Source organism: Aggregicoccus sp. 17bor-14, assembly GCF_009659535.1.
Taxonomy (GTDB): domain Bacteria; phylum Myxococcota; class Myxococcia; order Myxococcales; family Myxococcaceae; genus Aggregicoccus.
Map to the genome: position 1 here is coordinate 575,468 of NZ_VJZZ01000002.1, position 20,755 is coordinate 596,222.

Annotated in this window: 18 protein-coding genes; 11 read left to right on the forward strand and 7 right to left on the reverse strand. The window is 71.4% G+C overall.

Annotated features, from left to right (window positions below; translation table 11 throughout):
• Positions 1–3 precede the first annotated feature (3 nt).
• Together FGE12_RS06355 and FGE12_RS06360 are read left to right on the forward strand one after the other, a co-directional pair.
• Complete coding sequence (locus tag FGE12_RS06355) at positions 4–945, forward strand: alpha/beta fold hydrolase (protein ID WP_153865435.1); 942 nt, start codon at positions 4–6, stop codon at positions 943–945.
• Entirely contained in the window at positions 945–3,044 is a 2,100-nt protein-coding gene (locus FGE12_RS06360; protein WP_153865436.1) for a 3-hydroxyacyl-CoA dehydrogenase NAD-binding domain-containing protein, read from the forward strand. The genes FGE12_RS06355 and FGE12_RS06360 overlap by 1 nt, the downstream gene beginning before the upstream one ends.
• A gap of 15 nt (positions 3,045–3,059) precedes the next feature.
• Here the strand turns inward: FGE12_RS06360 and FGE12_RS06365 are convergent, their stop codons facing one another.
• On the reverse strand, positions 3,060–3,584 hold the full coding sequence (locus tag FGE12_RS06365; RefSeq protein WP_153865437.1) for a DUF2147 domain-containing protein: 525 nt from the start codon (positions 3,582–3,584) through the stop codon (positions 3,060–3,062).
• 453 nt (positions 3,585–4,037) lie between these two features.
• Here FGE12_RS06365 and FGE12_RS06370 point away from each other — a divergent pair, with 453 nt between their 5' ends.
• The 6 genes from FGE12_RS06370 to ptsP all read left to right on the forward strand — a co-directional run bounded on the left by FGE12_RS06370 (position 4,038) and on the right by ptsP (position 8,572).
• Positions 4,038–4,457 carry a PTS sugar transporter subunit IIA gene (locus tag FGE12_RS06370; RefSeq protein ID WP_153865438.1) on the forward strand — a complete coding sequence of 140 codons (420 nt, stop codon included), beginning with the start codon at positions 4,038–4,040 and terminating at the stop codon, positions 4,455–4,457.
• A 33-nt stretch (positions 4,458–4,490) separates the two neighbouring features.
• Positions 4,491–4,985, forward strand: coding sequence for a PTS sugar transporter subunit IIB (locus FGE12_RS06375; protein WP_194797635.1), 495 nt, complete (start codon positions 4,491–4,493; stop codon positions 4,983–4,985).
• The gene (locus FGE12_RS06380) at positions 4,982–5,698 is read left to right on the forward strand and encodes a PTS sugar transporter subunit IIC (protein ID WP_194797636.1); all 717 of its coding nucleotides are present in this window, start codon (positions 4,982–4,984) and stop codon (positions 5,696–5,698) included. Before FGE12_RS06375 ends, FGE12_RS06380 begins: the two co-directional genes overlap by 4 nt.
• 62 nt (positions 5,699–5,760) lie before the next feature.
• Positions 5,761–6,495 (forward strand): PTS system mannose/fructose/sorbose family transporter subunit IID, encoded by a 735-nt coding sequence (locus tag FGE12_RS06385; protein WP_370458900.1) that lies wholly within the window; start codon positions 5,761–5,763, stop codon positions 6,493–6,495.
• A gap of 14 nt (positions 6,496–6,509) precedes the next feature.
• Positions 6,510–6,788: an HPr family phosphocarrier protein gene (locus FGE12_RS06390; RefSeq protein ID WP_153865441.1), complete on the forward strand. Its 279-nt coding sequence runs from the start codon at positions 6,510–6,512 to the stop codon at positions 6,786–6,788.
• Positions 6,785–8,572, forward strand: coding sequence for a phosphoenolpyruvate--protein phosphotransferase (gene ptsP / locus FGE12_RS06395; RefSeq protein WP_194797637.1), 1,788 nt, complete (start codon positions 6,785–6,787; stop codon positions 8,570–8,572). The genes FGE12_RS06390 and ptsP overlap by 4 nt, the downstream gene beginning before the upstream one ends.
• A gap of 1 nt (position 8,573) precedes the next feature.
• Here ptsP and FGE12_RS06400 read toward each other — a convergent pair whose 3' ends face one another.
• The 4 genes from FGE12_RS06400 to FGE12_RS06415 form a co-directional block, all read right to left on the reverse strand.
• Positions 8,574–9,101 carry an MgtC/SapB family protein gene (locus tag FGE12_RS06400; RefSeq protein WP_153865443.1) on the reverse strand — a complete coding sequence of 176 codons (528 nt, stop codon included), beginning with the start codon at positions 9,099–9,101 and terminating at the stop codon, positions 8,574–8,576.
• Between the two features lie 104 nt (positions 9,102–9,205).
• Positions 9,206–10,189 carry a catalase family peroxidase gene (locus FGE12_RS06405; RefSeq protein ID WP_153865444.1) on the reverse strand — a complete coding sequence of 328 codons (984 nt, stop codon included), beginning with the start codon at positions 10,187–10,189 and terminating at the stop codon, positions 9,206–9,208.
• Between the two features lie 191 nt (positions 10,190–10,380).
• Positions 10,381–11,010 (reverse strand): MXAN_6521/LA_1396 family lipoprotein, encoded by a 630-nt coding sequence (locus FGE12_RS06410; RefSeq protein WP_153865445.1) that lies wholly within the window; start codon positions 11,008–11,010, stop codon positions 10,381–10,383.
• A 43-nt stretch (positions 11,011–11,053) separates the two neighbouring features.
• Positions 11,054–13,669: an RND family transporter gene (locus tag FGE12_RS06415; RefSeq protein ID WP_153865446.1), complete on the reverse strand. Its 2,616-nt coding sequence runs from the start codon at positions 13,667–13,669 to the stop codon at positions 11,054–11,056.
• A gap of 214 nt (positions 13,670–13,883) precedes the next feature.
• On the opposite strand from FGE12_RS06415, the gene FGE12_RS06420 reads away from it, so the two are divergent.
• Positions 13,884–15,161 carry a phosphatidylserine/phosphatidylglycerophosphate/cardiolipin synthase family protein gene (locus FGE12_RS06420; RefSeq protein WP_153865447.1) on the forward strand — a complete coding sequence of 426 codons (1,278 nt, stop codon included), beginning with the start codon at positions 13,884–13,886 and terminating at the stop codon, positions 15,159–15,161.
• A gap of 78 nt (positions 15,162–15,239) precedes the next feature.
• A complete protein-coding gene (locus FGE12_RS06425) occupies positions 15,240–16,643 on the forward strand; it encodes a chondroitinase-B domain-containing protein (RefSeq protein ID WP_153865448.1) in 1,404 nt (467 codons plus the stop codon).
• 50 nt (positions 16,644–16,693) lie between these two features.
• Here FGE12_RS06425 and FGE12_RS06430 read toward each other — a convergent pair whose 3' ends face one another.
• Both FGE12_RS06430 and FGE12_RS06435 read right to left on the reverse strand, forming a co-directional pair.
• Complete coding sequence (locus tag FGE12_RS06430) at positions 16,694–17,368, reverse strand: YqjF family protein (protein WP_153865449.1); 675 nt, start codon at positions 17,366–17,368, stop codon at positions 16,694–16,696.
• Positions 17,369–17,417: 49 nt separating this feature from the next.
• On the reverse strand, positions 17,418–18,398 hold the full coding sequence (locus tag FGE12_RS06435; RefSeq protein ID WP_153865450.1) for an aldo/keto reductase: 981 nt from the start codon (positions 18,396–18,398) through the stop codon (positions 17,418–17,420).
• Between the two features lie 129 nt (positions 18,399–18,527).
• Between FGE12_RS06435 and FGE12_RS06440 the strand changes: the two genes are divergently transcribed.
• Positions 18,528–20,711, forward strand: coding sequence for an acylase (locus tag FGE12_RS06440; protein ID WP_153865451.1), 2,184 nt, complete (start codon positions 18,528–18,530; stop codon positions 20,709–20,711).
• Positions 20,712–20,755: the final 44 nt, after the last annotated feature.

Genomic DNA, 20,755 nt, shown 5'->3' on the forward strand with positions numbered 1-20,755 from the left:
CCCATGCTCGCTGCGCTCCTCGCCGTCCCCCTCGCGCTCGTGGCCACGCGGCAGTGGCTGCTGCACCGCAAGAGCTCGCCGCGCCACCGCGAGGCCTTCGACGGCGTGGTGTACCGCGTGGGCGACGCGGTGGTGGCCGAGCGGAGCTGCGAGACCCCGCGCGCGACCGTCGTGTGCATGCACGGCTTCGTCGAGGACCTGCGCTACTTCGCCGGCTACTACCGGGACGCGGACGTGCAGCTCATCGCGCTGGCGGGCGCCGGCTACCACGTGCCCATCCACGGGCCGGTGGTGAAGCACGCGCCGTGGGCGCGCGAGCCCGCGCAGCCGCACGGCAGCATCGCCTACGACGCCGAGGTGCTGGTGCAGGCGCTCGAGCACCTGCCCCGAAGCCGCAGCGTGCGCGTGCACGGGCACTCGCGCGGCGGCGCGGTGGTGCTGGAGGCGGCGCGGCTGCGTCCGGACCTGTTCCGCGACGTGGAGGTGGTGCTCGAGGCACCCGTGCTTCCGCAGGGGCGCGCGGTCATGGAGCCCACGTCGCTCGAGATGTGGGCCTTCGCCTTCCGCGTGCAGCTGTGGCGCCTGCAGCCGCTGCACCCCACGGTGACGCGCGCGTACGGGCCGCTCACGGACGCGCGCAAGCGCGAGCTGCTCTCGGGCTTTCCGCACAGCACCGAGCGCGTGGTGACGATGGTGCACAACATGCGGGACATCGAGCGCTGGATGCGCGAGCGCGACGACTCGCTGTTCCAGAACCTGCGCCGCGGCACGGTGCTGGTGCCCACGGGGGACCGGGTGCTGGTGCCCGAGGCGATGCTCGCGAGCGCGAGCCGCGGTGCGCCTCCGCTGGAGGTGCGGGTGCTCGAGGGCTGCAGCCACTTCGTGCTGCTCGACCGCCCCGAGGCCCTGCCGCCTTTGAGCAAGTCCAACCCAGGAGCCCCGTGATGAGCGCGAGGTACGAGGTGCATGGCTCGGTGCCGGTGGCGGTGGTCACGCTGGACAACCCGCCGGTGAACGGGCTGGGGCTCAGCACCCGCGAGGGGATCGCGGACGCGCTGAAGCGGGCGGAGGCGGACGGCGGGGTGCAGGCGGTGGTGCTCGTGGGCGCGGGGCGCGGCTTCTCGGGCGGCGCGGACATCCGCGAGTTCGGCACGCCGAAGGCCCTCTCCGAGCCCAGCCTCGCCGCGCTCATCGAGCGCCTGGAGCGCTCGGCGAAGCCCGTGGTGGCGGCGATTCACGGCGTGGCGATGGGCGGGGGCCTCGAGCTCGCGCTCGGCTGCCACTACCGGGTGGCGGCGCCGGGCGCGCAGGTGGCGCTGCCCGAGGTGAAGCTGGGCATCCTCCCCGGCGCGGGCGGCACGCAGCGGCTGCCGCGGGTGCTGGGGGCGGAGCGCGCGCTGGAGATGATCGTCAGCGGAGAGCCCGCGCGCAGCGAGGACCTCGCGGCGCTGCCCGGACAGCGACTCTTCGACCGCATCGTGGAGGGAGACCTGCTCGAGGGCGCGCTCGCCTTCGCGGGTGAAGTCAGCGCGCGCCGCCCGCTGCCGCGCGTGCGCGACCTGCGCGCGGAGCTGCCGGACCGCGAGGCCTTCTTCCAGAAGGCGCGCGAGCGGGTGCGCGCCGCGAGCAAGCACCAGCCCGCGCCCCTGCGCTGTGTGGACGCGGTGGAGGCGGCGCTCACCTTGCCCTTCGATGCGGGGCTCTCGCTGGAGCGCTCGCTGTTCCTCGAGCTCGTCGCCACGCCCGAGAGCCGCGCGCTGCGCCACGCCTTCTTCGCCGAGCGCGCCGCGGGCAAGGTGCAGGGCGTGGCGGAGGACACGGCGCTGCGCGAGGTGAAGCGCGTGGGCGTGGTGGGGGCGGGCACCATGGGCGGCGGCATCGCCATGACCTTCCTCAACGCCGGGCTCCCGGTGACGCTGGTGGAGACGAAGCCCGAGGCGCTCGAGCGCGGGCTCGCCACGCTTCGCCGCAACTACGAGGCGCAGGTGCAGAAGGGCAAGCTCACGCCCGAGGCGCTCACCCAGCGCATCGCGCTGCTCTCCTCCACGCTGAAGCTCGAGGATCTGCGCGAGGTGGACCTGGTGGTCGAGGCGGTGTTCGAGGAGCTGGGCGTGAAGGAGCAGGTGTTCCGCCAGCTCGACGCGGTGGTGAAGCCCGGCGCCATCCTCGCGACCAACACGTCGACCCTGGACGTGAACCGCATCGCCGCGTTCACGAAGCGCCCGCAGGACGTGCTGGGCATGCACTTCTTCAGCCCGGCGAACGTGATGAAGCTGCTCGAGGTGGTGCGCGGCGAGCGCACCGCGAACGACGTGCTCGCCACGGTGATGGCTCTTGCGCGGCGCATCAAGAAGACGGCGGTGGTGTCCGGCGTGTGCGACGGCTTCATCGGCAACCGGATGATCGAGCAGTACAGCCGCCAGGCGATGTTCCTGGTGGAGGAGGGCGCCTCGCCGCAGCAGGTGGACGGGGCCCTCGAGCGGTGGGGCTTCGCGATGGGGCCCTTCCGGATGAGCGACCTGGCGGGCAACGACATCAGCTGGGCCATCCGCAAGCGCCGCTACGCCGAGCAGCCCGCGCTGCGCTACAGCCGCGTGGCGGACCGCCTCTGCGAGCAGGGCCGCTTCGGCCAGAAGACGGGCGCGGGCTGGTACGACTACGCGCCGGGAAAGCGCGAGGCGCAGGTGAGCCCGGTGGTGGAGGCGCTCGTCTCGGAGCACCGCCAGGCGCTCGGCATCGCCCCGCGCGCCATCGGGGACGAGGAGATTGTCCTGCGCCTCGTCTACGCGCTGGTGAACGAGGGCGCGCGCCTGCTCGAGGAGGGCATCGCCGCGCGCGCGAGCGACATCGACCTGGTGTACCTCACGGGCTACGGCTTCCCGCTGCACCGCGGCGGGCCCATGCACTACGCCAACGAGCAGGGGCTCGCGCGCGTGGTGGAGACCATGGCGCGCTTCGCCCAGAACCCGCACGACGACGCGGAGTTCTGGCGTCCCGCGCCCCTGCTCGCGAGGCTCGCCGCCGAGGGCAAGCCCTTCGTCTAGTGTTCCGGTGGGGGATTAGTGCCCCTGCGCCGGCTGCGCGGGGGCCTGCTGCGCCGGAGCCGCCGGCTGCTGCGCCGCGGACTCCGGCGCCGCGCGAGGCCAGCGCTGCGTGCGGCCCAGCAGCGAGAACCCGATGAAGCCGCGCACCTTGAGGACCTTGCCGCCGTCCTCGAGCTCGAGCTTGCACTTGTAGGTCTTGCCGTTCTCCGGGTCCATGATGGTCCCGCCGCTCCACTTGTTGTCCCCGTCGCGCTCGAGGCCGCGGAGGATGACCATCCCGATGACGGGCTTGCCCTTGAGCGCGCCGTCGCACTTCACGCACATGGGGTTCTGGTCCTCGTTGGGGGCGCGGTACAGGCGCTCGACCTTGCCGAAGAGCTTGCCGTTCTCCTCGTAGATGGAGACCACCGACTTGGGCTTCTTCGTCTCGTCGTCGATGGTGGTCCAGCGGCCCACAGGGGTCGCGGCGGCCTGGGCCAGCGCGTTCGCGGTCCACAGCAGGGTCACCAGGGCCAGTCCCATCCCACGGCTCGCGGTCATTCCAGGGTCCTTCCGGCGCAAGGGGGGCAGCACTCGCAGGGGCGGCCTGCGCCAGCGTGGGGCGCCCCTGCACGGTTCCGGTGGTCAGCCTACGCCAACGACGCCTGCTTGCTCCTGGCGCACGTTTCCGCAAGTTCCACTACTGGCTCCCGGTCGTTTCGGACCCGGTATCCGCGACCACTTTCCGCCCCGGGCGGAGCGCGCTGGGCTATGGGCCCGCCCGCTGCGCACGCCCGGCTGCTGTGCCGCCTGCTCACCCGCCCATCGCGTCTCCCACGCGACACGGATGGGTGATCCAGGCGTCCTACAATTGGGCGCTGGCAGTGGCTCGGACTTAGGTTCAAAGTGTCGATGTGATTGGGCAGCCTCGAAGCCGAGGCGGGAATTTGGCCGGTGTTGCGCCGAAGCGCTTTCGGGCGTAGAGGCACAGCCGGGGGGTTGGCAGAGGTGAACATGGTCGGCCTCGTAGTGGCGACCCACGGGCGTCTGGCGGATGAGATGGTGGCAACCGCCGAGCAGATCGTGGGGAAGTTGCCCCTGGTAGCAACGTGCAGCATCGAGCCGGGCACGGCGCTGGAGGAGCTGCGGGCGAAGATCAAGGGCGCCATCCACCAGGTGGACCAGGGCGAGGGCGTGATCGTGCTCGCGGACCTGTTCGGCGGCACCCCGTGCAAGGAGTCGCTGATGATGTGCCAGCGGCTGAATATCGAGGTGCTCGCGGGCGTCAACCTGCCCATGCTGCTCAAGGCCAACAGCCTGCGCAACGAGCGGCTGCCGCTGCAGGAGATGGGCGCGATGCTGGCTGCCTACGGACAGCGCAACATCACGTGCGCCTCCGCGCTGCTGCGTGAAGCGCAGGTGCCGCGAACTTGACGTAGGGCCGGTCGTCGGCGATTCGAGAAGACCGTGATCTCCCTCGTCCGCGTCGACAACCGCCTCATCCACGGCCAGGTCGTCGAGGCCTGGCTGCCGCACCTCAAGGTGTCGCGCGTGGCGGTGGCCGACGACGAGGCCGCCAGCAGCCCGCTCGTACGCGCCGCCATGGCGCTCGCGGTGCAGAGCGCGATCGAGGTCCTCATCCAGCCGCTCGAGCGCATGGACTTCGCGGCCCTCAGCCGCGACGCGGTGCGCACCCTCGTCCTCGTGCGCGAGGTGGGCGGCGCGGCCTACGCCCGCGAGCACGGCCTGCAGGCCGCCGAGCTGAACCTGGGCAACGTGCACTTCGCGAGCGGCCGGCGCCAGGTGAGCCCCTCCGTCTTCCTCTCCCCCGAGGAGCTCGCGCAGCTGCAGGGGCTCGCCCAGGCGGGCGTGCGCGTGGAGGCGCGCGCGGTGCCGAGCGAGCGGCCGCTGGAGCTCGCCGAGCTGCAGGAGCGCTGGGAGCGGGCCCGGGGAGACGCGTGAGCGTCGCCTGGGGCCAGGTGGCGCTGGCGGCTCTGTGGGGCGGCGTGGTCGCGCTCGAGCGCAAGGCGTTCCTCCAGGCGATGCTCAGCCGTCCCCTCGTCGCGGCCACCGTGATGGGCCTGCTGCTCGGGGACGTGCCCAGCGGCCTCTTCGTGGGGATGTTCCTCGAGCTCTTCTACCTGGGCGCGGCGAACCTCGGCGCGAGCCTGCCGGAGAACGACACGCTCGCGGCCACCGGCACGGCGGCGGCCGCCGCGTGCATGGCGCTCGCCACGGGCGCGGGCAGCACGCCGGCGCTCTGGAGCATCGCGCTGCTCGTCTTCATCCCGCTGGGGCGCGCAGGCCGCCTGCTGGACCGGCGCCTCGAGGCCTACAGCGCGCGGCTCGCGGCGGTCGCCCTCAGCGCCGCGGAGGCCGGGCACCTCAACCGCGCGGTGCGCCAGAACCTGTGGGGCATGTGGCCGCACTTCGTGATCTACGGCGCGGCCACGGCCGCCTGCGCGGTGGCGGGCTTCGCGCTGGGGCCGCTCGCCGAGCGGCTGCCGCTGGGGCTGCTGCGCGGGCTCGCCTGGGCCTACCCGGCCATGGGCAGCGTGGCGGCGGCCATCGCGGCGCGCGGCAGCAACGCGCGGCGCGCGCACCTCTGGGCGCTGGTGGGCGCGGGGGCGGGGCTGCTGCTGGTGGGCGCGCTCGCGCTGCGGAGTGGGCGTTGAGGCCCGAGCGACGCGAGCGCTCGGGAGGGGCGCGGGAGCCGGGCTGGCGCCTCAGCCGGCGCGTGCGGCTGCGCGTCTTCTTCCGCTCGCTCTTCCTGCAGGCCTCGTGGAACCCCAAGGGGATGCAGAACCTGGGGCTCGCGTACGCCGTCTACCCCGCGCTCGAGGAGCTGTACCCCGAGCGCGAGGCGCTCGAGCGCGCGCTGCGCCGCCACCTCGTGTTCTTCAACACCCACCCCTACGTGGCCGCGGCCATCGTCGGCGGGGTGCTCTTCCACGAGCAGCGCATCGCCTCGGGCGAGGAGCCGCCGGACAAGGTCGTGGCCTTCAAGGCGGCCCTGATGGGGCCGCTCGCGGCGCTGGGGGACGGCTTCTTCTGGCTCAGCCTCAAGCCCGCGGTGGGCGCGCTGTGCGCGGCGCTGGTGCCCCTGCTCGGCGTGTGGAGCGCGGTGCTCTTCCTCGTGCTCTACAACGCGGTGCACCTGTCCCTGCGCGCGCGCCTGTACTGGCTCGGGCTCTCCCTGGGCGACCGGCTGGTGGAGTCGGTGGCGCGCGCGAACCTGCCCACCCGCGGGGCGCGCCTGCGGGCGCTCGCCGCGGTGTGCGCGGGCGGCATCGCGGCGTGGCTCGCCGCCACCTTCGGCGCCCACGCGGGTGGAGCGCGCGCGCCGCTGCTCGCCGGCGGGTGCCTGGGGATGGGGGTGCTCGCCTACCTGCTCGTGAGCCGGCGGGTGCCGAGCTACGTGGTGCTCTACCTCGCCGCAGCGCTCGCTTGCGCGGCGGGGGCATTTCTGTGAACCGTGAGGACGCAATGGCAACCGTGGCCGAAGGGGAATACGAGATCGTCAACGCGCTGGGCCTCCACGCGCGGGCGGCCGCCCAGCTCGTCAAAGTCGCCAACCGTCACAAGAGCGACGTCACGGTCGCCTGCGAGGGCCAGACGGCCAATGCCAAGAGCATCATGGGCGTGCTGATGCTGGCGGCGGCGAAGGGGATGCGGGTGAAGGTCACCTGCAAGGGCGAGGACGCACCGGCGTGCCTCGCAGAGATTGCGAAGCTCATCGCGGACCGCTTCGGAGAGGGGCAGTGAGCACCCACGCCACCCCCACCTTGAGCCTCAGGGGCATCGGCGCCTCGCCCGGCGTGGCGGTGGGCCATGCCTTCGTGCTGGACCGCAAGCGCGTTCGCACCCCGAAGCTGCGGCTCGCCGAGGCGGAGGTGGAGCCGGAGCGCATGCGCATGAAGACGGCGATCGAGCTGAGCGACCGCCAGCTCGCCGACCTGCGCGAGACCATTGCCCAGGGCGAGGGCCACGACCACGCGCTCATCCTGGACGCGCACCGGCTCATGCTCCACGACCCCATGCTCGTGGACGAGGTGAACAAGCTCATCACCCAGGACCGCATCAACGCGGAGTGGGCAGTGCGCCGGGTCGCGCGCAAGCTCAAGCACATGTTCGACAACATCCCGGACGAGTACTTCCGGGAGCGCCGCTCGGACGTGGACTACGTGGCGGACCGCGTGGTCCGCAACCTCATGGGCCAGGTGGTGGACGAGGACGTGGAGGTGCCGCCGGGCGCCATCGTCATCGCGCACGACCTCTCCCCCGCGGACGCCGCCATGCTCGCGCGGCGCGGCGGGGTGGCGGGCTTCGTCACCGACCTGGGCGGGCAGACGAGCCACACCGCCATCGTGGCGCGCGCGCGCGAGGTGCCCGCGGTGGTGGGCCTGGGGCGCGCGAGCGAGCAGGTGTCCCCGGGCGACCTCGTGGCCCTGGATGGGCAGCGCGGCCAGGTGCTGGTGAACCCCAGCGAGGCGCAGCTGCAGCTGTTCCGCGAGAGCATGCGCCGCTACCACGAGAGCGAGGCCGCGGCGCTGCAGACGCGCGACCTGCCCGCGGTGAGCGCGGACGGCTACCGCATCAAGCTCGTGGGCAACATGGAGTTCATCGAGGAGATCCCCTCGCTGCTCGCCCACGGCGCGGAAGGGATCGGCCTGTACCGCACCGAGTTCCTCTTCCTCGACCGCACCACGCCCCCCACCGAGGAGGAGCACTACCGGGCGTACCGCCAGGTGCTCGAGGCGATGGGCGGCCGCCCCGTCACCATCCGCACCCTGGACCTGGGCGGCGACAAGGTGCCCGGCAAGACGAAGCACGAGAAGGAGCCCAACCCCGCGATGGGGCTGCGCGCCATCCGCTACTGCCTCGGCCACCGCGAGCTGTTCCGCGCCCAGCTGCGGGCGCTCCTGCGCGCCAGCGTGCACGGCAACCTCAAGGTGATGTTCCCGCTCATCAGCGGGATGAGCGAGCTGCGGGAGGCGCGCAGCGAGCTGGAGGCCTGCCGCAGCGCCCTGGGCCGCGCGGGCGTGCCCATGGGGGCGCGCTTCCCCGTGGGCATCATGGTGGAGACTCCCTCGGCAGCGATGCTCGCGGACCGGCTCGCGCTGGAGGCGGACTTCTTCAGCGTGGGGACGAACGACCTCATCCAGTACTCGCTCGCCATCGACCGCCAGAACCGCGACGTGGCCTACCTCTACAAGCCCCTGCACCTCTCCGTGCTGCGGCTCCTGCAGACCATCGTGGGGGCGGCGAAGGGCGCGGGCATCCCCGTGTCCATGTGCGGCGAGATGGCGGGTGAGCCCCTGCACACGCTGGTGCTGCTCGCGCTCGGCTTCGACGAGCTGTCCATGACGGCGGGGCAGATCCCCACCGTGAAGACGCTCCTGCGCAAGGCGAGCCGCGAGGAGGCGCTGGCGGTGCTGGATGGCGCGATGCGCCTCACCACCGGCGAGGAGATCGAGCGCTACGTGCGCACCGAGATGGAGCGGCGCTTCGGCCCCGCGCTGCTCCCCATGCCCTTCGACGAGGAGTAGCTCAGGCCTCGTCGGCCTCGCGCTCCTCGGGCTCCTCGGGCTGCGCCGACTTCGCCTTCAGCCTCTTGCGCCGCTCGCGGATGGCACGCTCCACCGGGCGCAGGCCGCTGAGCGCCGCGAGCGCGAGCACCGCGGTGACGCCGGCGCCCAGATAGAAGCCGATGCCGCAGGCGAGCCCGAGGCTCGCGGTGAGCCAGAGGTTCGCCGCGGTGGTGAGCCCCTTCACCCGGCTGCCCGTGCGCAGGATGGCGCCGCCGCCGAGGAAGCCGATGCCCACCACCACCTGGCTCGCGATGCGCGTCACGTCCCCGCGCACGCCCTCCTGCGAGAGCGTCTCGGTGGCCGTGAGCGGCAGCACCACGTAGATGCTCGCCAGGGTGAAGAGGCAGGAGCCGAGGCTCACCAGGATGTGCGTGCGCAGGCCCGCCGCCTGCCCGCGCAGCTCGCGCTCCAGGCCCAGCACCAGGCCCAGCAGCGCCGCGAGCGCGAGCCGCAGCAGGATATCCACCGACTCGAGCGTGACGCCCATGGTGCGGCAGGAGAGTACGCGGCCCGAGCGAGCGCAACGGGCCTGACGCCCCACTGCCGCAAACCCCTCGCTTCACCTGCCGGACGCCACCGGGGCCGGCGCCGCTACTGCCGCTCGTGGAAGGAGAGCGGGTAGGTGGCGTTGCGGATGGTGAGCATGGGATCTGCCACCTCGATGCCTGCGAGCAGGGTGCCCGGCAGGAACAGCAGCTCCCGGTCCGAGGCCTGCGTGTTGGGCCCTCCCTCGTCGAGGCTCAGCACGCCCAGGCGCACGAGCTGCCGGGTCTCGGGCCACGCGCGGGACGGATCCTCGAGGGGGTCTCCCGGCTCCGCGAGCTGCGCGAACCAGGTGAAGCGCACGGGCGCCGCGGCGACGCGCGCGAGGATCTCCTCCATGAGGTAGTTGGCCGAGCGCTGCTTCAGCGCCGCGTCGTCGAGGTAGCGCTCGCCCGCCTCCGGCACGAACCGGTAGCGCACGGGGCGGCTCAGCCCGTCGGCGTCCGTGAAGCGGAAGGCGTTCACCCCGAAGTAGGCGGCGGTGGCGTAGCTCTCGGGCGGCGGCTTCTGGGTGGTGAGGAAGGTCTTCGCGGCGGGGTGCCCCGCGAGGAAGGTGTCGAGCGCGGTGGGCTTCGCCGCCCCGGGGCCGCTCGCGCCGATCGCCCGCAGCAGCTCGCCGAACTCGCGCGCCGTCGCGGTGGGGAAGCCGTTGAAGCTGTGGCCCACGATGTCGAGGTTCGAGCCGTCCGGCATGAGGAACTTGAGCGCGAGCCCGCGCGGGTTCGCCTCGAAGCTGTTGTCCGGGATGTTGGGGATGCCCGTGAAGTCCGAGAAGCGCGCGATGATCGGCACCGGCCGCGCGAAGAGGCTCGCCACGCACAGCGCCCGCGCCTCGGCAGTCGGGGTGAAGGTTCCCTGGAGGATGACGCCCTTCGTGTGCACCGCGCGCGCGTGGTGCTCCCCGAACGCCGCGTGGAGATCCTGCACCAGCTGCGCAGGCAGGCGCTGCGGCAGCTCGTGCGGCCCCGCGCCCGGCATGGACGCGGGGGCACGCGGACTGCTCGCGCCGGTTGAAGATTCTTGCTTCCTCATGGCACTACCGCTCCTGTCCGGACCCGCACTCACCTTTGTCGCGGGTCCGTCCAGAAAGTCATGACGCGAAGGCAGGTCTCCCACTGGCCCCAGGTGCCACGGAACTCCGCGTGGGGCCACGCGGCCGCAGCGGCCGCCTCACGCGGCGACCGCCGTGCAACCGGGTGCAGAGAGCGCTTCTGCCGCCGCGCTCAGAACAGCTCGGCGTCGCCCTTCTCCATCGTCTCCTCGTCCGTGGCGGGCGGGGTGGGCTCGGGCAGCGAGTCCAGCGTGGGGCGCAGCAGGCGGAAGGCCGGCGCGGCGTAGGGCTCCACCGAGGCGCTCAGGCCGTTGGTCCACAGCGTGGCGCTCTCCTTGAGCTGCGCGTCCTCGCTCTCGAAGGAGCCCGCGGCGTTCGCGCTCCACACCTCCTGCCCGTCCGAGCAGCGCAGCAGCTGCGCGTGCACGGCCTCCTCCACGCCTGCGTCCTTGCCGCTGCCCACGCGGCGCAGCTCGGTGGGCTCGAGCAGCAGCACGCCCTCCAGGCCCTCGGCGGCCTCGGCGCACAGACGCTCGAGCTCGGCCTTGTCCACGCGGCCCGGGAGGCTGGTGTGCGCCTTCACGATGAAGTTGCGCTTCTGGTTCACGTAGCGCCGCGCGATGCGGCTCCACAGCTCGCCGAGCTGCTCGGGCTCGGCCGGGGCGGGCGCGGTCACCACCACCAGGCGCTTGAGGCGCGTGCGGTCCACGCTCTCGTAGTCCGGCCGCACCCGGCTGTTCTTCAGCGTCGAAGCACAGCCGGTGGCGAGCAGCAGGAGCAGGAGCGGGACGGCGCGCTTCATCGGGGGCCTCGTCTTGCGGAAAGGGGAAGAGGCCCCCGGCTTATCACGCGGCTTCCTTGCCGCCCACGCTCGCGGTGCTCCCGGCGTCCGGCGGCAACGCGCCGTTGCTGCGGCCCGCCTTGCGCAGGCGCTCGTCGTGCATCAGCTGCAGCACGGCGGCGAGCACCGTGAAGGACACCACCAGCGTGGTGGTGAGGCCGATGCAGGCGATGAGCCCCATGCTCTTGAGGCCGTTGTGGCTCGCGCCCAGGAGCGCCGCGAAGCCGGCGATGGCGGTCAGCGTGCTGCTGGCCACCGCGGCGCCCACGCTGCGCAGCGCCACCACGGGGCTGGTGCCCTCGAGGAAGCGGTGCAGCAGGTACAGGCCGTGACTCACCCCGAAGCCCAGGAGGATGGGCAGGATGATCACGTTCATGAAGTTGAGCTTCTGGCCCGTCATGCTCATCACGCCGAGCATCATCAGCAGGCCCACGCCCAGGGGAATCACGCTGGCGAGCGCGAGCTTCACGTTGCGGAAGTCCGCGAAGTGCATCACGAGGATCCACAGCGCCGCGAGCAGCACGGTGAGCTTGCCGTCCGCGAGCACGATGCGCGCGAGCTTCGCGTAGAGCGGCGCGGCGCCCGCGGCGCGGAACTCGTGGCCGCTCGCGGTGTGGATGACCGTGGTCTGGTCCGCGAACTTGAGCAGCTGCGTGCCGTCCCACATGTCCACGCTCGGGTAGATGTACGTGAGGTAGCCGCGGTTCTCCGGCTTGCTCGTGGGCAGGTTGCGGAACTGCTTCGCGTAGACCTCCGGCACGCCGTGCACGTCGAAGGGCTGGGCGGCGAGGATCTTCTTGAACAGCGCCCCCTTCTCCTGCATCTCGGGCGGCAGGCTGCTCACGTCGATCTCCGAAAGCTCCTCGTTCCACTGGTCGAGGATCTTCTTGTTCGCCGCGGCGATGTCCGGTGGGGGAACGAAGGTGTAGATGCTCACCACCTGGTCCACCGCGGGGTACTTCTCCGGGTGCTGGGTGAGCTCGTCGTAGACCTCCTTGGTCTCCTCGAGCGTGCGCGTGTAGATGGCGATGGGGTCGCTGGAGATCTGGAAGCGCTCGTTGATCTCGTCCTGCAGCTTCACGCTGGGCTGGTTCGCCGGCATCAGCGCGCGGGTGTTGTAGTTGAAGAGCACGCCGTGCTTCAGGCGCTCCACCATCGTGAGCTCGCGGCCCTTGGGCGGCTCGCTCTTCGTCCACGGCACCGCGAAGGCGCACACCGCCGCCACCACCACGAGGCAGCCGGCGAGCACGAGGCCCGGGCGCGGGATGCGCAAGGAGCCCAGCGCGCCGCTCTCCGGCGGGCGCATGGTGCCCACCAGCTTCCTGGGCAGCTCGGGGTTCATGCGGCCCAGGAGCGCGAGCAGCGCCGGGCTCCAGCTGAACAGCGTGAAGGCGATGATGAAGGTGCCGCAGCCGGCGAGGAAGCCGAACTGGCTGAAGCCGCGGAACTGGCTCACCATCAGCACGAAGAAGCTTCCGGCCGTCACCACCGCGGAGACGAGCGCGGGGCGGCCCGCGTTGAGCACCGCGTCCCGGATGGCCACGTCGTAGGGCTTGCCCGCGCCCAGCTCCAGGCGCGTGCGGAACACGAAGTGGATGCCGTAGTCGATGCCGAAGCCCATCAGGATGCCACCCAGGATGCTGGTGATCATGTTGAGCTGGCCGAGCGTCACGTAGGTGAAGCCCATGGTGATGATGGTGCCGATCACCATGCCGCTCACCACGATCACCGTGGGCGCCCACTTGCGGAAGAACGCCATGGTGATGAGCAGGATGGAGATGAACGCGATGGAGGCCACCGGCGCGAGGCTCTTCTCGATGGCGTACGAGTCGTCCACGTTCGTCTGGTACGAGCCCGTGAAGCCGTACGCGACCGTGTGGGCATCGCCCATGCGGTCGTAGTCCTCCACCAGCTGCACGCCCTTCGCGTTCTTCTTCGAGTACTCGGCGAGGTCCGCGCGCAGCTTGTCGACGTACTGCTTCGTCTGGTCGATGCGGTTGGAGTCCCACATCGGCTTGATGAGCATCATCATCATCTTGCGGTCGCGCGAGATGTAGTAGTCGTCGATGATGCTCTTCTTGCCCATGCTCGAGTACTTCTGGATGAGGTCATCCATCTCGAGCTTCACCGGCTCGGTCTTCTTGAGCTCGATGTAGAAGGGGCTCGCGCGGCGGATCTGGTCCTTGAGGAAGGCGTTGATGCGCTTCTTGCCCTCGGCCAGGTCCTCGGTCTTCACGAAGAGGACCATGTTCTGCTGCACGAACTCGACCGGCACCTTGTAGGTGAGCGAGCGCACGTTCTTCGTGTCCGCCTGCAGCTGCGCCGCGAGGTCGTCCGCCACGCGCTTGAGCGTGGCCTCGTCGTCGCCGCGCAGCGCGAGCATGAGGAAGCCGCTGCCGCCCACCATGTCGATGACGCGCTTGGCCTCCTTCACCTCCGGCAGGTCCTGGCTGATCAGGTCCAGTTGGTTGGAGTTCACGGTCAGCTTGCTCGCTGCCCACAGGCCGCCGGCGAGCAGCAGCAGGAGGGTGACGAGCACGGTGCCGGGCCGGCGGACCATGAGGTTCGCGTAGGCCTGGGCAGCGCGCGGGGCGGGCTTGTGGGAAGTAGGGGAGCTCATCGAGGGCGGGGACCCTACCGCAAACGGCCCCGTGCACACACGGCACCTGGGTCCTCGGGCGCCTGCCTGGCCGGTGGGGCCGGGGTGGGATTTCAGGCCGGGTACACGCTTTCGGACGAAGCGGACGTCCCGGGGCGCAGTGCCGTCCGGGGAACCGGCATCGTGCGCGGCGGCGGCGCCGTGGCCGCCCACCCGCCGCCGGAGTCCACCGCCCATGGACGCGCACCTCGAGATGTCCCCCGCCGCCTGGGTCGTGAGCGCCGTGGTGCTCGCGGTGCTGCTCCTCGTCATCTGGTCCATCCGCCAGCACCGCGACCCCAACCTGCACCTGCACTGCGACCAGGCGATCGACACGCTCGTCTCCTCGCTCTCCGGGCTGACGCTGGGCACGGCGGTGGGCGGCAACCGGGTGGAGGTGCTGGAGAACGGCCACTTCTTCGACGTGCTGCTCGAGCGCATCCGCGCCGCCGAGCACTCGGTGCACTTCGAGACCTTCCTCTGGAAGGAGGGCACGCTGGGCGCACGGCTCGCGCAGGCGCTGAGCGAGCGCGCGCTGGCGGGCAAGCAGGTGCGGGTGCTGCTGGATGCGAACGGCTCGAGGGGGGCGGGCAAGGACGCGCTGAAGCTGATGCGCGCGTCCGGGTGCAAGGTGCAGCTCTTCCACAAGCGCTCGCTGCGCAACCTGGGCGTGATGAACGACCGCGACCACCGCAAGCTGTGCGTGGTCGACGGGCGCGAGGCCTTCGTGGGCGGCCACTGCATCGTGGACACGTGGCTGGGCAACGCCGAGGACGGCGTGCACTACGGGGACGTGAGCGTGCACCTGCACGGCCCCATCGTGCACAGCGTGCAGGGCTGCTTCAGCGAGAACTGGGCCGGCGAGACCGGCGAGCTCTTCGTGGGCGAGGCCGTGTTCCCGGAGCTCGGGCCCCAGGGGGACGTGGTCATCCACGCGGCGTTCGCCAAGCCCGAGAACTCGGCGCCCGCGGTGAAGATCCTCCACCACACCGCCATCTGCCTCGCGCGCAAGCGGCTGTGGATCCAGAACCCCTACTTCATCCCCGAGCCGGACGCGATCGACGCCTTCGGCGACGCGGTGAAGCGCGGCGTGGACGTGCGCGTGCTGATGCCCTCCGCGGGCGCCTCCGACAGCTCCATGGTGCAGCACGCGGGGCACCGCAACTTCGAGAAGCTCTTGCGCTGCGGGGTGCGCCTCTTCGAGTACCCCCACACGCTGCTGCACCAGAAGATCATGACGGTGGACGGCGTGTGGAGCGCCATCGGCTCGAGCAACTTCGACGACCGCTCCTTCGAGACCAACGACGAGCTCACGCTCGGCATCCGCGACCGCGCGCTCGCCGAGCGGCTGGACGGCATCTTCGAGAAGTACGTGGCGCGCGCGCAGGAGCTGCAGCTCGAGCGCTGGGCCCGCCGCGGCCTCGGGCACAAGCTCAAGGACAACGCCTGGTACCTGTTCAACGAGCTGTTCTGACCGGCAGCAGCCCTGCACTTTTGCGGCGCCAGCGCTCGCTGTGCCGCTCCCCGACGCGCCCGCCTAGGATGCGGGCACATGCGCTCCCTCCCCGTCCTCCTGCTCCTGGCGGCCGCGCCCGCCGCTGCCGCCGAGAAGAACGTCTCCACCGTCGCCGAGCTGCAGTCGGCGCTCGCCTCCGCACAGGCGGGCGACGTCATCGTGCTCGCGGACGGCACCTACGACCTGAGCGCCAGCCTCAGCTGCGCCGCCGAGGGCAGCAGCGCGCAGCCCATCACCGTGCGCGCGGCGAACAAGCACGCGGCGCACGTGCGCTTCAACACCCTGGAGGGCTTCAAGGTGAGCGGGCGCTCGTGGACCTTCGAGGGCCTGGACGTCGAGGGCGTGTGCGCCGTGGACACCAACTGCGAGCACGCCTTCCACGTCACCGGGCACGCGGAGAACTTCGTCCTGCGCGACAGCCGCGTGCGCAACTTCAACGCGCAGCTCAAGGTGAACGCGGCCAAGAACGGCAGCGGCGTCTGGGAGATGCCGCACCGCGGCCTCGTCGAGCGCAACGAGGTGTACGACACCCGCCCGCGCAACACCTCCAACCCGGTGACGAAGCTGAACATCGACACCGGCGACGACTGGGTCGTGCGCGACAACTCCCTGCACGACTTCGCCAAGGCCCAGGGCGACACCATCTCCTACGGCGCCTTCATGAAGAGCGGCGGCAAGCGCGGCGTCTTCGAGCGCAACCTCGTCATCTGCACGAAGGACGCCGCCCCGGGCTACGTGCGCATCGGCCTGTCCTTCGGCGGTGGCGGCACGGGCCCCGCGTTCTGCGCGCCGGCCTTCGATGCGAACACGCCCTGCGACCCGGAGCACTCGGACGGCATGATGCGCAACAACGTCGTCGTCAACTGCTCGGACGTGGCCGTGTACCTGAACAAGGCCGCGAACACGAAGGTGCTCTTCAACACCTTCATCAAGACGGGAGGCGTGGACTACCGCTACGCGTCCTCCACCGGTGAGGCCCACGGCAACGTGATGAGCTCCGTCGTCCGCAACCGCGATGGGGCGAGCTCCACCGCGGGCACCAACCTGATGAACGTGGCCGATGCCACCTGGTCCAGCTGGTACCAGGCGCCGCTCGCCGGAGACCTGCACCTCAAGGGCAACGTCTCGCAGCTCATCGGCGCCGCGGCGCCGCGCGCCACGGTGACGGACGACTCCTGCGCGCGCGCCCGGCCCTCCTCGGGCAACTTCACGCTGGGCGCGCTGGAGAGCTCGCTCGGCGACTGCGCGGCGGCCGGTGCGCCGGACGCCGGCACGGGGAGCGATGCGGGCACCCCCGGCGGGGGCGGCGGCGTGACGCCTCCGGGCAGCGGAGGCTCGGTGCCGGACGGCGGGTCTTCGGGCTGCGGCGCGGCGCCCGGGCTCGCGGCGCTGCTCGCCCTGCTGTGCGTGCCGCTGCTGCGGCGCCGGGCGCGGCCTTAGCGTGGGTGGACCCGCTCGAGGCGCTGCGCGCGGAGCAGAGTGCGTGCGGATCAGGTGCGGCCGGCCGGGAAGACGCGGATGGCCGAGCCCTCGGCGGCGATGACCGAGAGGGGCGGGGCGTCCTGCAGCACCGCCCACTTCTCTCCATAGAGGAGGCCGAGATCCACGTCGAGCTGCGGCTCTACCTGCTCCCAGGTCCGCCACACCGGGTGCCGCACCTCGTAGCGCTGCAGCGTCCCACCACGCGTCTGGCCGAAGCCCCACGCGTGCTCCTTGAGGAAGTGCGCGAGCGAGTCCTCGGGCGGCGTGCAGAGCGGTCCCTGCGCGCGCCACCCGATGCGGTGGCGCCTCCGGCCCACCTCCAGGACGTGCGCCCCTGCCTCCCGCCGGTACGGCACCGCGCGGTAGGGCTCGTTGTAGAGCACGCGCGCGAGGCCCGCGACGAGCCGGCTCGGGACGTACTCGCGCAGGAAGCACACGCCGCGCCGCCCGCCCTCACGCACGTAGAAGCGCAGGTTCAGCTCCGGAAAGCGCGTGTAGCCGGGCCAGGGGACGCCCAGCACCCGCGTGTCCGTGAAGTCGAAGGCCACGAGACTCACCAGCGCCTGGCCCTCGTGCCGGTCGAGCTCGAGGCCCGCCGGCAGGTGCGGCTGCAGGAGCGCATCGGGCACGGGCCAGGTGACGAGCAGCAGGTCCTGCCAGCGGGCGGTGAGGAAGGGGCGCATGGATTGGGAGCCTCGGCCGTCCGCAGGGGGCTGGCAAGGCGCAGCGCCCTCAGCTGAAGCCGACCACCGCGTGCGGTACGTACGGCTCCTCCAGCTGCTTGAGCTCCTCCTTCGTCAGCTTCAGCTTCAGCGCGGCGAGCGCGTCCTCGAGGTGTCCCGGCTTGGAGGCGCCCACGATGGGCGCGGTCACCTCGGGCTTCGAGAGCACCCACGCGAGCGCCACCTGCGCCCGGGGCACGCCGCGCGCCTCGGCCACCTTCGCCACGCGCTCCACCACCTGGCGGTCCGCCGCCTCGCTGGCGCGGTAGAGCGTCTTGCCGAACTGGTCGGTGCGCGAGCGCTCCGTCGCCTCGTCCCAGGGACGGGTGAGGCGGCCGCGCGCGAGCGGGCTCCACGGGATGACGCCGATGCCCTCCGCCGCGCACAGCGGGAGCATCTCGCGCTCCTCCTCGCGGTAGAGGAGGTTCAGGTAGTTCTGCATGGAGACGAAGCGCGTCCAGCCGTGACGCTCGGACGTCTGCAGCATCTTCATGAACTGCCACACGTGCATCGAGGAGGCCCCGAGGTAGCGCACCTTGCCGGCCTTCACCACGTCGTGCAGCGCCTCGAGCGTCTCCTCGATGGGGGTCTCGGGGTCGAAGCGGTGGATCTGGTACAGGTCCACGTAGTCCGTGCCCAGGCGGCGCAGGCTCGCGTCGAGCTCGGTCATGATGCTCTTGCGCGAGAGCCCCGCACCGTTGGGCCCGGGGCGCATGCGGCCGTGCACCTTGGTGGCGATGACCACCTCTTCGCGCCGCGCGTACTCCTTCAGCGCGCGGCCGAGGAACTCCTCCGACGTGCCGTCCGAGTACACGTTCGCGGTGTCGAAGAAGTTGATGCCCGCCTCCACCGCCTGGCGCAGGAAAGGGCGGCTCTTCTCCTCGTTCAGGGTCCAGGTGTGGTTGCCCCGGTTCGGCTCGCCATAGGTCATGCACCCGAGGCACAGCCGCGAGACCTCGAGGCCGGTGCGGCCCAGCTTCACGTAGTCCATTCGCTCCTCCTGCCTCTCTTGAAGCCACGGACCGCGCGGGTTGGCCAGCGCGAAAGCTGCGGAGAGGACGGCAGCGTTCGCCACGGCATTGGTGCGGCGGCCCCCGCGCGCTAGCGTCCCGCGCCACCCATGCGAACGCTCCCCGCTCTGCTGGCCTCGGCCCTGCTGCTGCTCCTCCCGCTGCACGCCCACGCGAAGACGGAGGACGCTGCGCGCTGGGCGAAGCAGGCGAAGGACGTCACCATCGTCCGGGACGACTGGGGCATCGCGCACGTGTACGGCAAGAGCGACGCGGACGCGGTCTTCGGGATGATGTACGCGCAGGCCGAGGACGACTTCAACCGCGTGGAGACGAATTACCTCAACGCGCTGGGGCGGCTCGCCGAGGCCGAGGGCGAGGCGAAGGTCTGGCAGGACCTGCGCATGAAGCTCTTCATCGACCCGAAGCTGCTGCAGGCCGAGTACGCGAAGGCGCCCGCGTGGCTGCAGGCGCTGTGCCGCGGGTGGGCAGACGGGCTCAACTACTTCCTCGCCACGCACCCGCAGGTGAAGCCGCGCGTGCTCACCCGCTTCGAGCCGTGGATGCCGCTCGCCTTCAGCGAGGGCAGCATCGGCGGGGACATCGAGCGCGTGTCGCTCGCGGAGCTGGAGGCCTTCTACGGCGAGGGCACGAAGCGTCCCGAGCCCGCGGCCGCTGACGCGAAGCTGAAGGAGCCCTCGGGCTCCAACGGCTTCGCCATCGCGCCCGCGAACACCGCCGCGAAGCACGCGCTGCTACTCATCAACCCGCACACCTCCTTCTTCTTCCGCTCCGAGGCGCAGGTGGTGAGCGAGCAGGGGCTCAATGCTTACGGCGCCTCCACCTGGGGGCAGTTCTTCGTCTACCAGGGCTTCAACGACCGGCTCGGGTGGATGCACACCTCGAGCGGCGCGGACGCGGTGGACGAGTACGCGGAGGCCGTCGTGCGCAAGGGCGAGAAGCTCTACTACCGCTACGGCAAGGCGCTGCGCCTGCTGGTGAGCGAGCGCATTCGCGTGCCGTACCGCACGGCGGCGGGCGCGACGGCCTCGCGCGAGGTGACCGTGTACCGCACGCACCACGGCCCCATCGTGCGCTCGCAGGACGGCACGTGGGTGAGCATCCGCCTCATGCAGCGGCCCGTGGAGGCGCTGAGCCAGAGCTACCTGCGCACCAAGGCGCGCGACCTGAAGGCCTTCCGCAAGGCGATGGACCTGCACGCCAACTCGTCCAACAACACCGTGTACGCGGACGCGGACGGCAACATCGCCTACTTCCACCCGCAGTTCGTCCCCAGGCGCGACGACCAGTTCGACTGGACGAAGCCCGTGGACGGCAGCGACCCGCGCACCGAGTGGGGCGCCCCGCACGGCATCGAGGACAGCCCGCACCTGCTCAACCCGCCCAACGGGTGGATCCAGAACACCAACAACTGGCCCTACACCTCCGCCGGGCCCTACAGCCCGAAGCAGGCCCAGTTCCCGCGCTACATGGACACCTTCGGCGAGAACCCGCGCGGCGTGCACGCGGTGCGCGTGCTCGAGGGGAAGAAGGACTTCACGCTCGACTCGCTGCTCGCGGCGGCGTTCGACTCCTGGCTGCCGTACTTCGCCGAGAACGTGCCGAAGCTGGTCGCCGCGTGGGAGGCGCTGCCCGCGACGGACCCCCTGCGCGCGCGGCTCGCCGAGCCGGTGGCGCTGCTGCGCACCTGGGACTTCCGCTGGTCGGCCGCGTCCGTGCCCACCTCGCTCGCCGTCTACTGGGGTCAGGAGCTGTGGCAGGGCGTGAAGGCGCAGGCGGAGAAGGAGGGCATCCCGATGTACCGCTACCTGCCTGCGCACACGAGCCCTGGGCAGCAGCTGCAGGCGCTCGCGGGCGCCTGCGAGCGGCTGAAGGCGGACTTCGGCACCTGGCGCACGGCGTGGGGGGACATCAACCGCTTCCAGCGCCTCACCGGGGACATCGTGCAGCCCTTCGACGACAAGGGCCCGAGCATCCCGGTGCCCTTCACCAGCGCGCAGTGGGGCTCGCTGGCCTCCTTCGGCGCGCGCACCTACCCGGGCACGAAGCGCATGTACGGCACCAGCGGCAACAGCTTCGTGGCGGTGGTGGAGTTCACCCCCGAGGGGCCGCGCGCGCGCGCCGTCACGGCGGGCGGCGAGAGCGGCGACCCGAAGTCCCCGCACTTCAACGACCAGGCGGGCCGCTACGCGAGCGGCGACCTGCGCGAGGTGTACTTCACCCGCGCGCAGCTGCACGCCCACACCGAGCGCGAGTACCACCCGGGAGGTTGAGCGGCGGCGCTCCAGGGCTCTGGGAGGAACGCCGCCCTTGTGGC

Coding starts and splice junctions, on each gene's coding strand:
- FGE12_RS06355 (WP_153865435.1), top strand. CDS start 4: ATGCTCGCTGCGCTCCTCGCCGTCCCCCTCGCGCTCGTGGCCACGCGG.
- FGE12_RS06360 (WP_153865436.1), top strand. CDS start 945: ATGAGCGCGAGGTACGAGGTGCATGGCTCGGTGCCGGTGGCGGTGGTC.
- FGE12_RS06365 (WP_153865437.1), bottom strand. CDS start 3,584: ATGACCGCGAGCCGTGGGATGGGACTGGCCCTGGTGACCCTGCTGTGG.
- FGE12_RS06370 (WP_153865438.1), top strand. CDS start 4,038: ATGGTCGGCCTCGTAGTGGCGACCCACGGGCGTCTGGCGGATGAGATG.
- FGE12_RS06390 (WP_153865441.1), top strand. CDS start 6,510: ATGGCAACCGTGGCCGAAGGGGAATACGAGATCGTCAACGCGCTGGGC.
- FGE12_RS06400 (WP_153865443.1), bottom strand. CDS start 9,101: ATGGGCGTCACGCTCGAGTCGGTGGATATCCTGCTGCGGCTCGCGCTC.
- FGE12_RS06405 (WP_153865444.1), bottom strand. CDS start 10,189: ATGAGGAAGCAAGAATCTTCAACCGGCGCGAGCAGTCCGCGTGCCCCC.
- FGE12_RS06410 (WP_153865445.1), bottom strand. CDS start 11,010: ATGAAGCGCGCCGTCCCGCTCCTGCTCCTGCTGCTCGCCACCGGCTGT.
- FGE12_RS06415 (WP_153865446.1), bottom strand. CDS start 13,669: ATGAGCTCCCCTACTTCCCACAAGCCCGCCCCGCGCGCTGCCCAGGCC.
- FGE12_RS06420 (WP_153865447.1), top strand. CDS start 13,884: ATGGACGCGCACCTCGAGATGTCCCCCGCCGCCTGGGTCGTGAGCGCC.
- FGE12_RS06425 (WP_153865448.1), top strand. CDS start 15,240: ATGCGCTCCCTCCCCGTCCTCCTGCTCCTGGCGGCCGCGCCCGCCGCT.
- FGE12_RS06430 (WP_153865449.1), bottom strand. CDS start 17,368: ATGCGCCCCTTCCTCACCGCCCGCTGGCAGGACCTGCTGCTCGTCACC.
- FGE12_RS06435 (WP_153865450.1), bottom strand. CDS start 18,398: ATGGACTACGTGAAGCTGGGCCGCACCGGCCTCGAGGTCTCGCGGCTG.
- FGE12_RS06440 (WP_153865451.1), top strand. CDS start 18,528: ATGCGAACGCTCCCCGCTCTGCTGGCCTCGGCCCTGCTGCTGCTCCTC.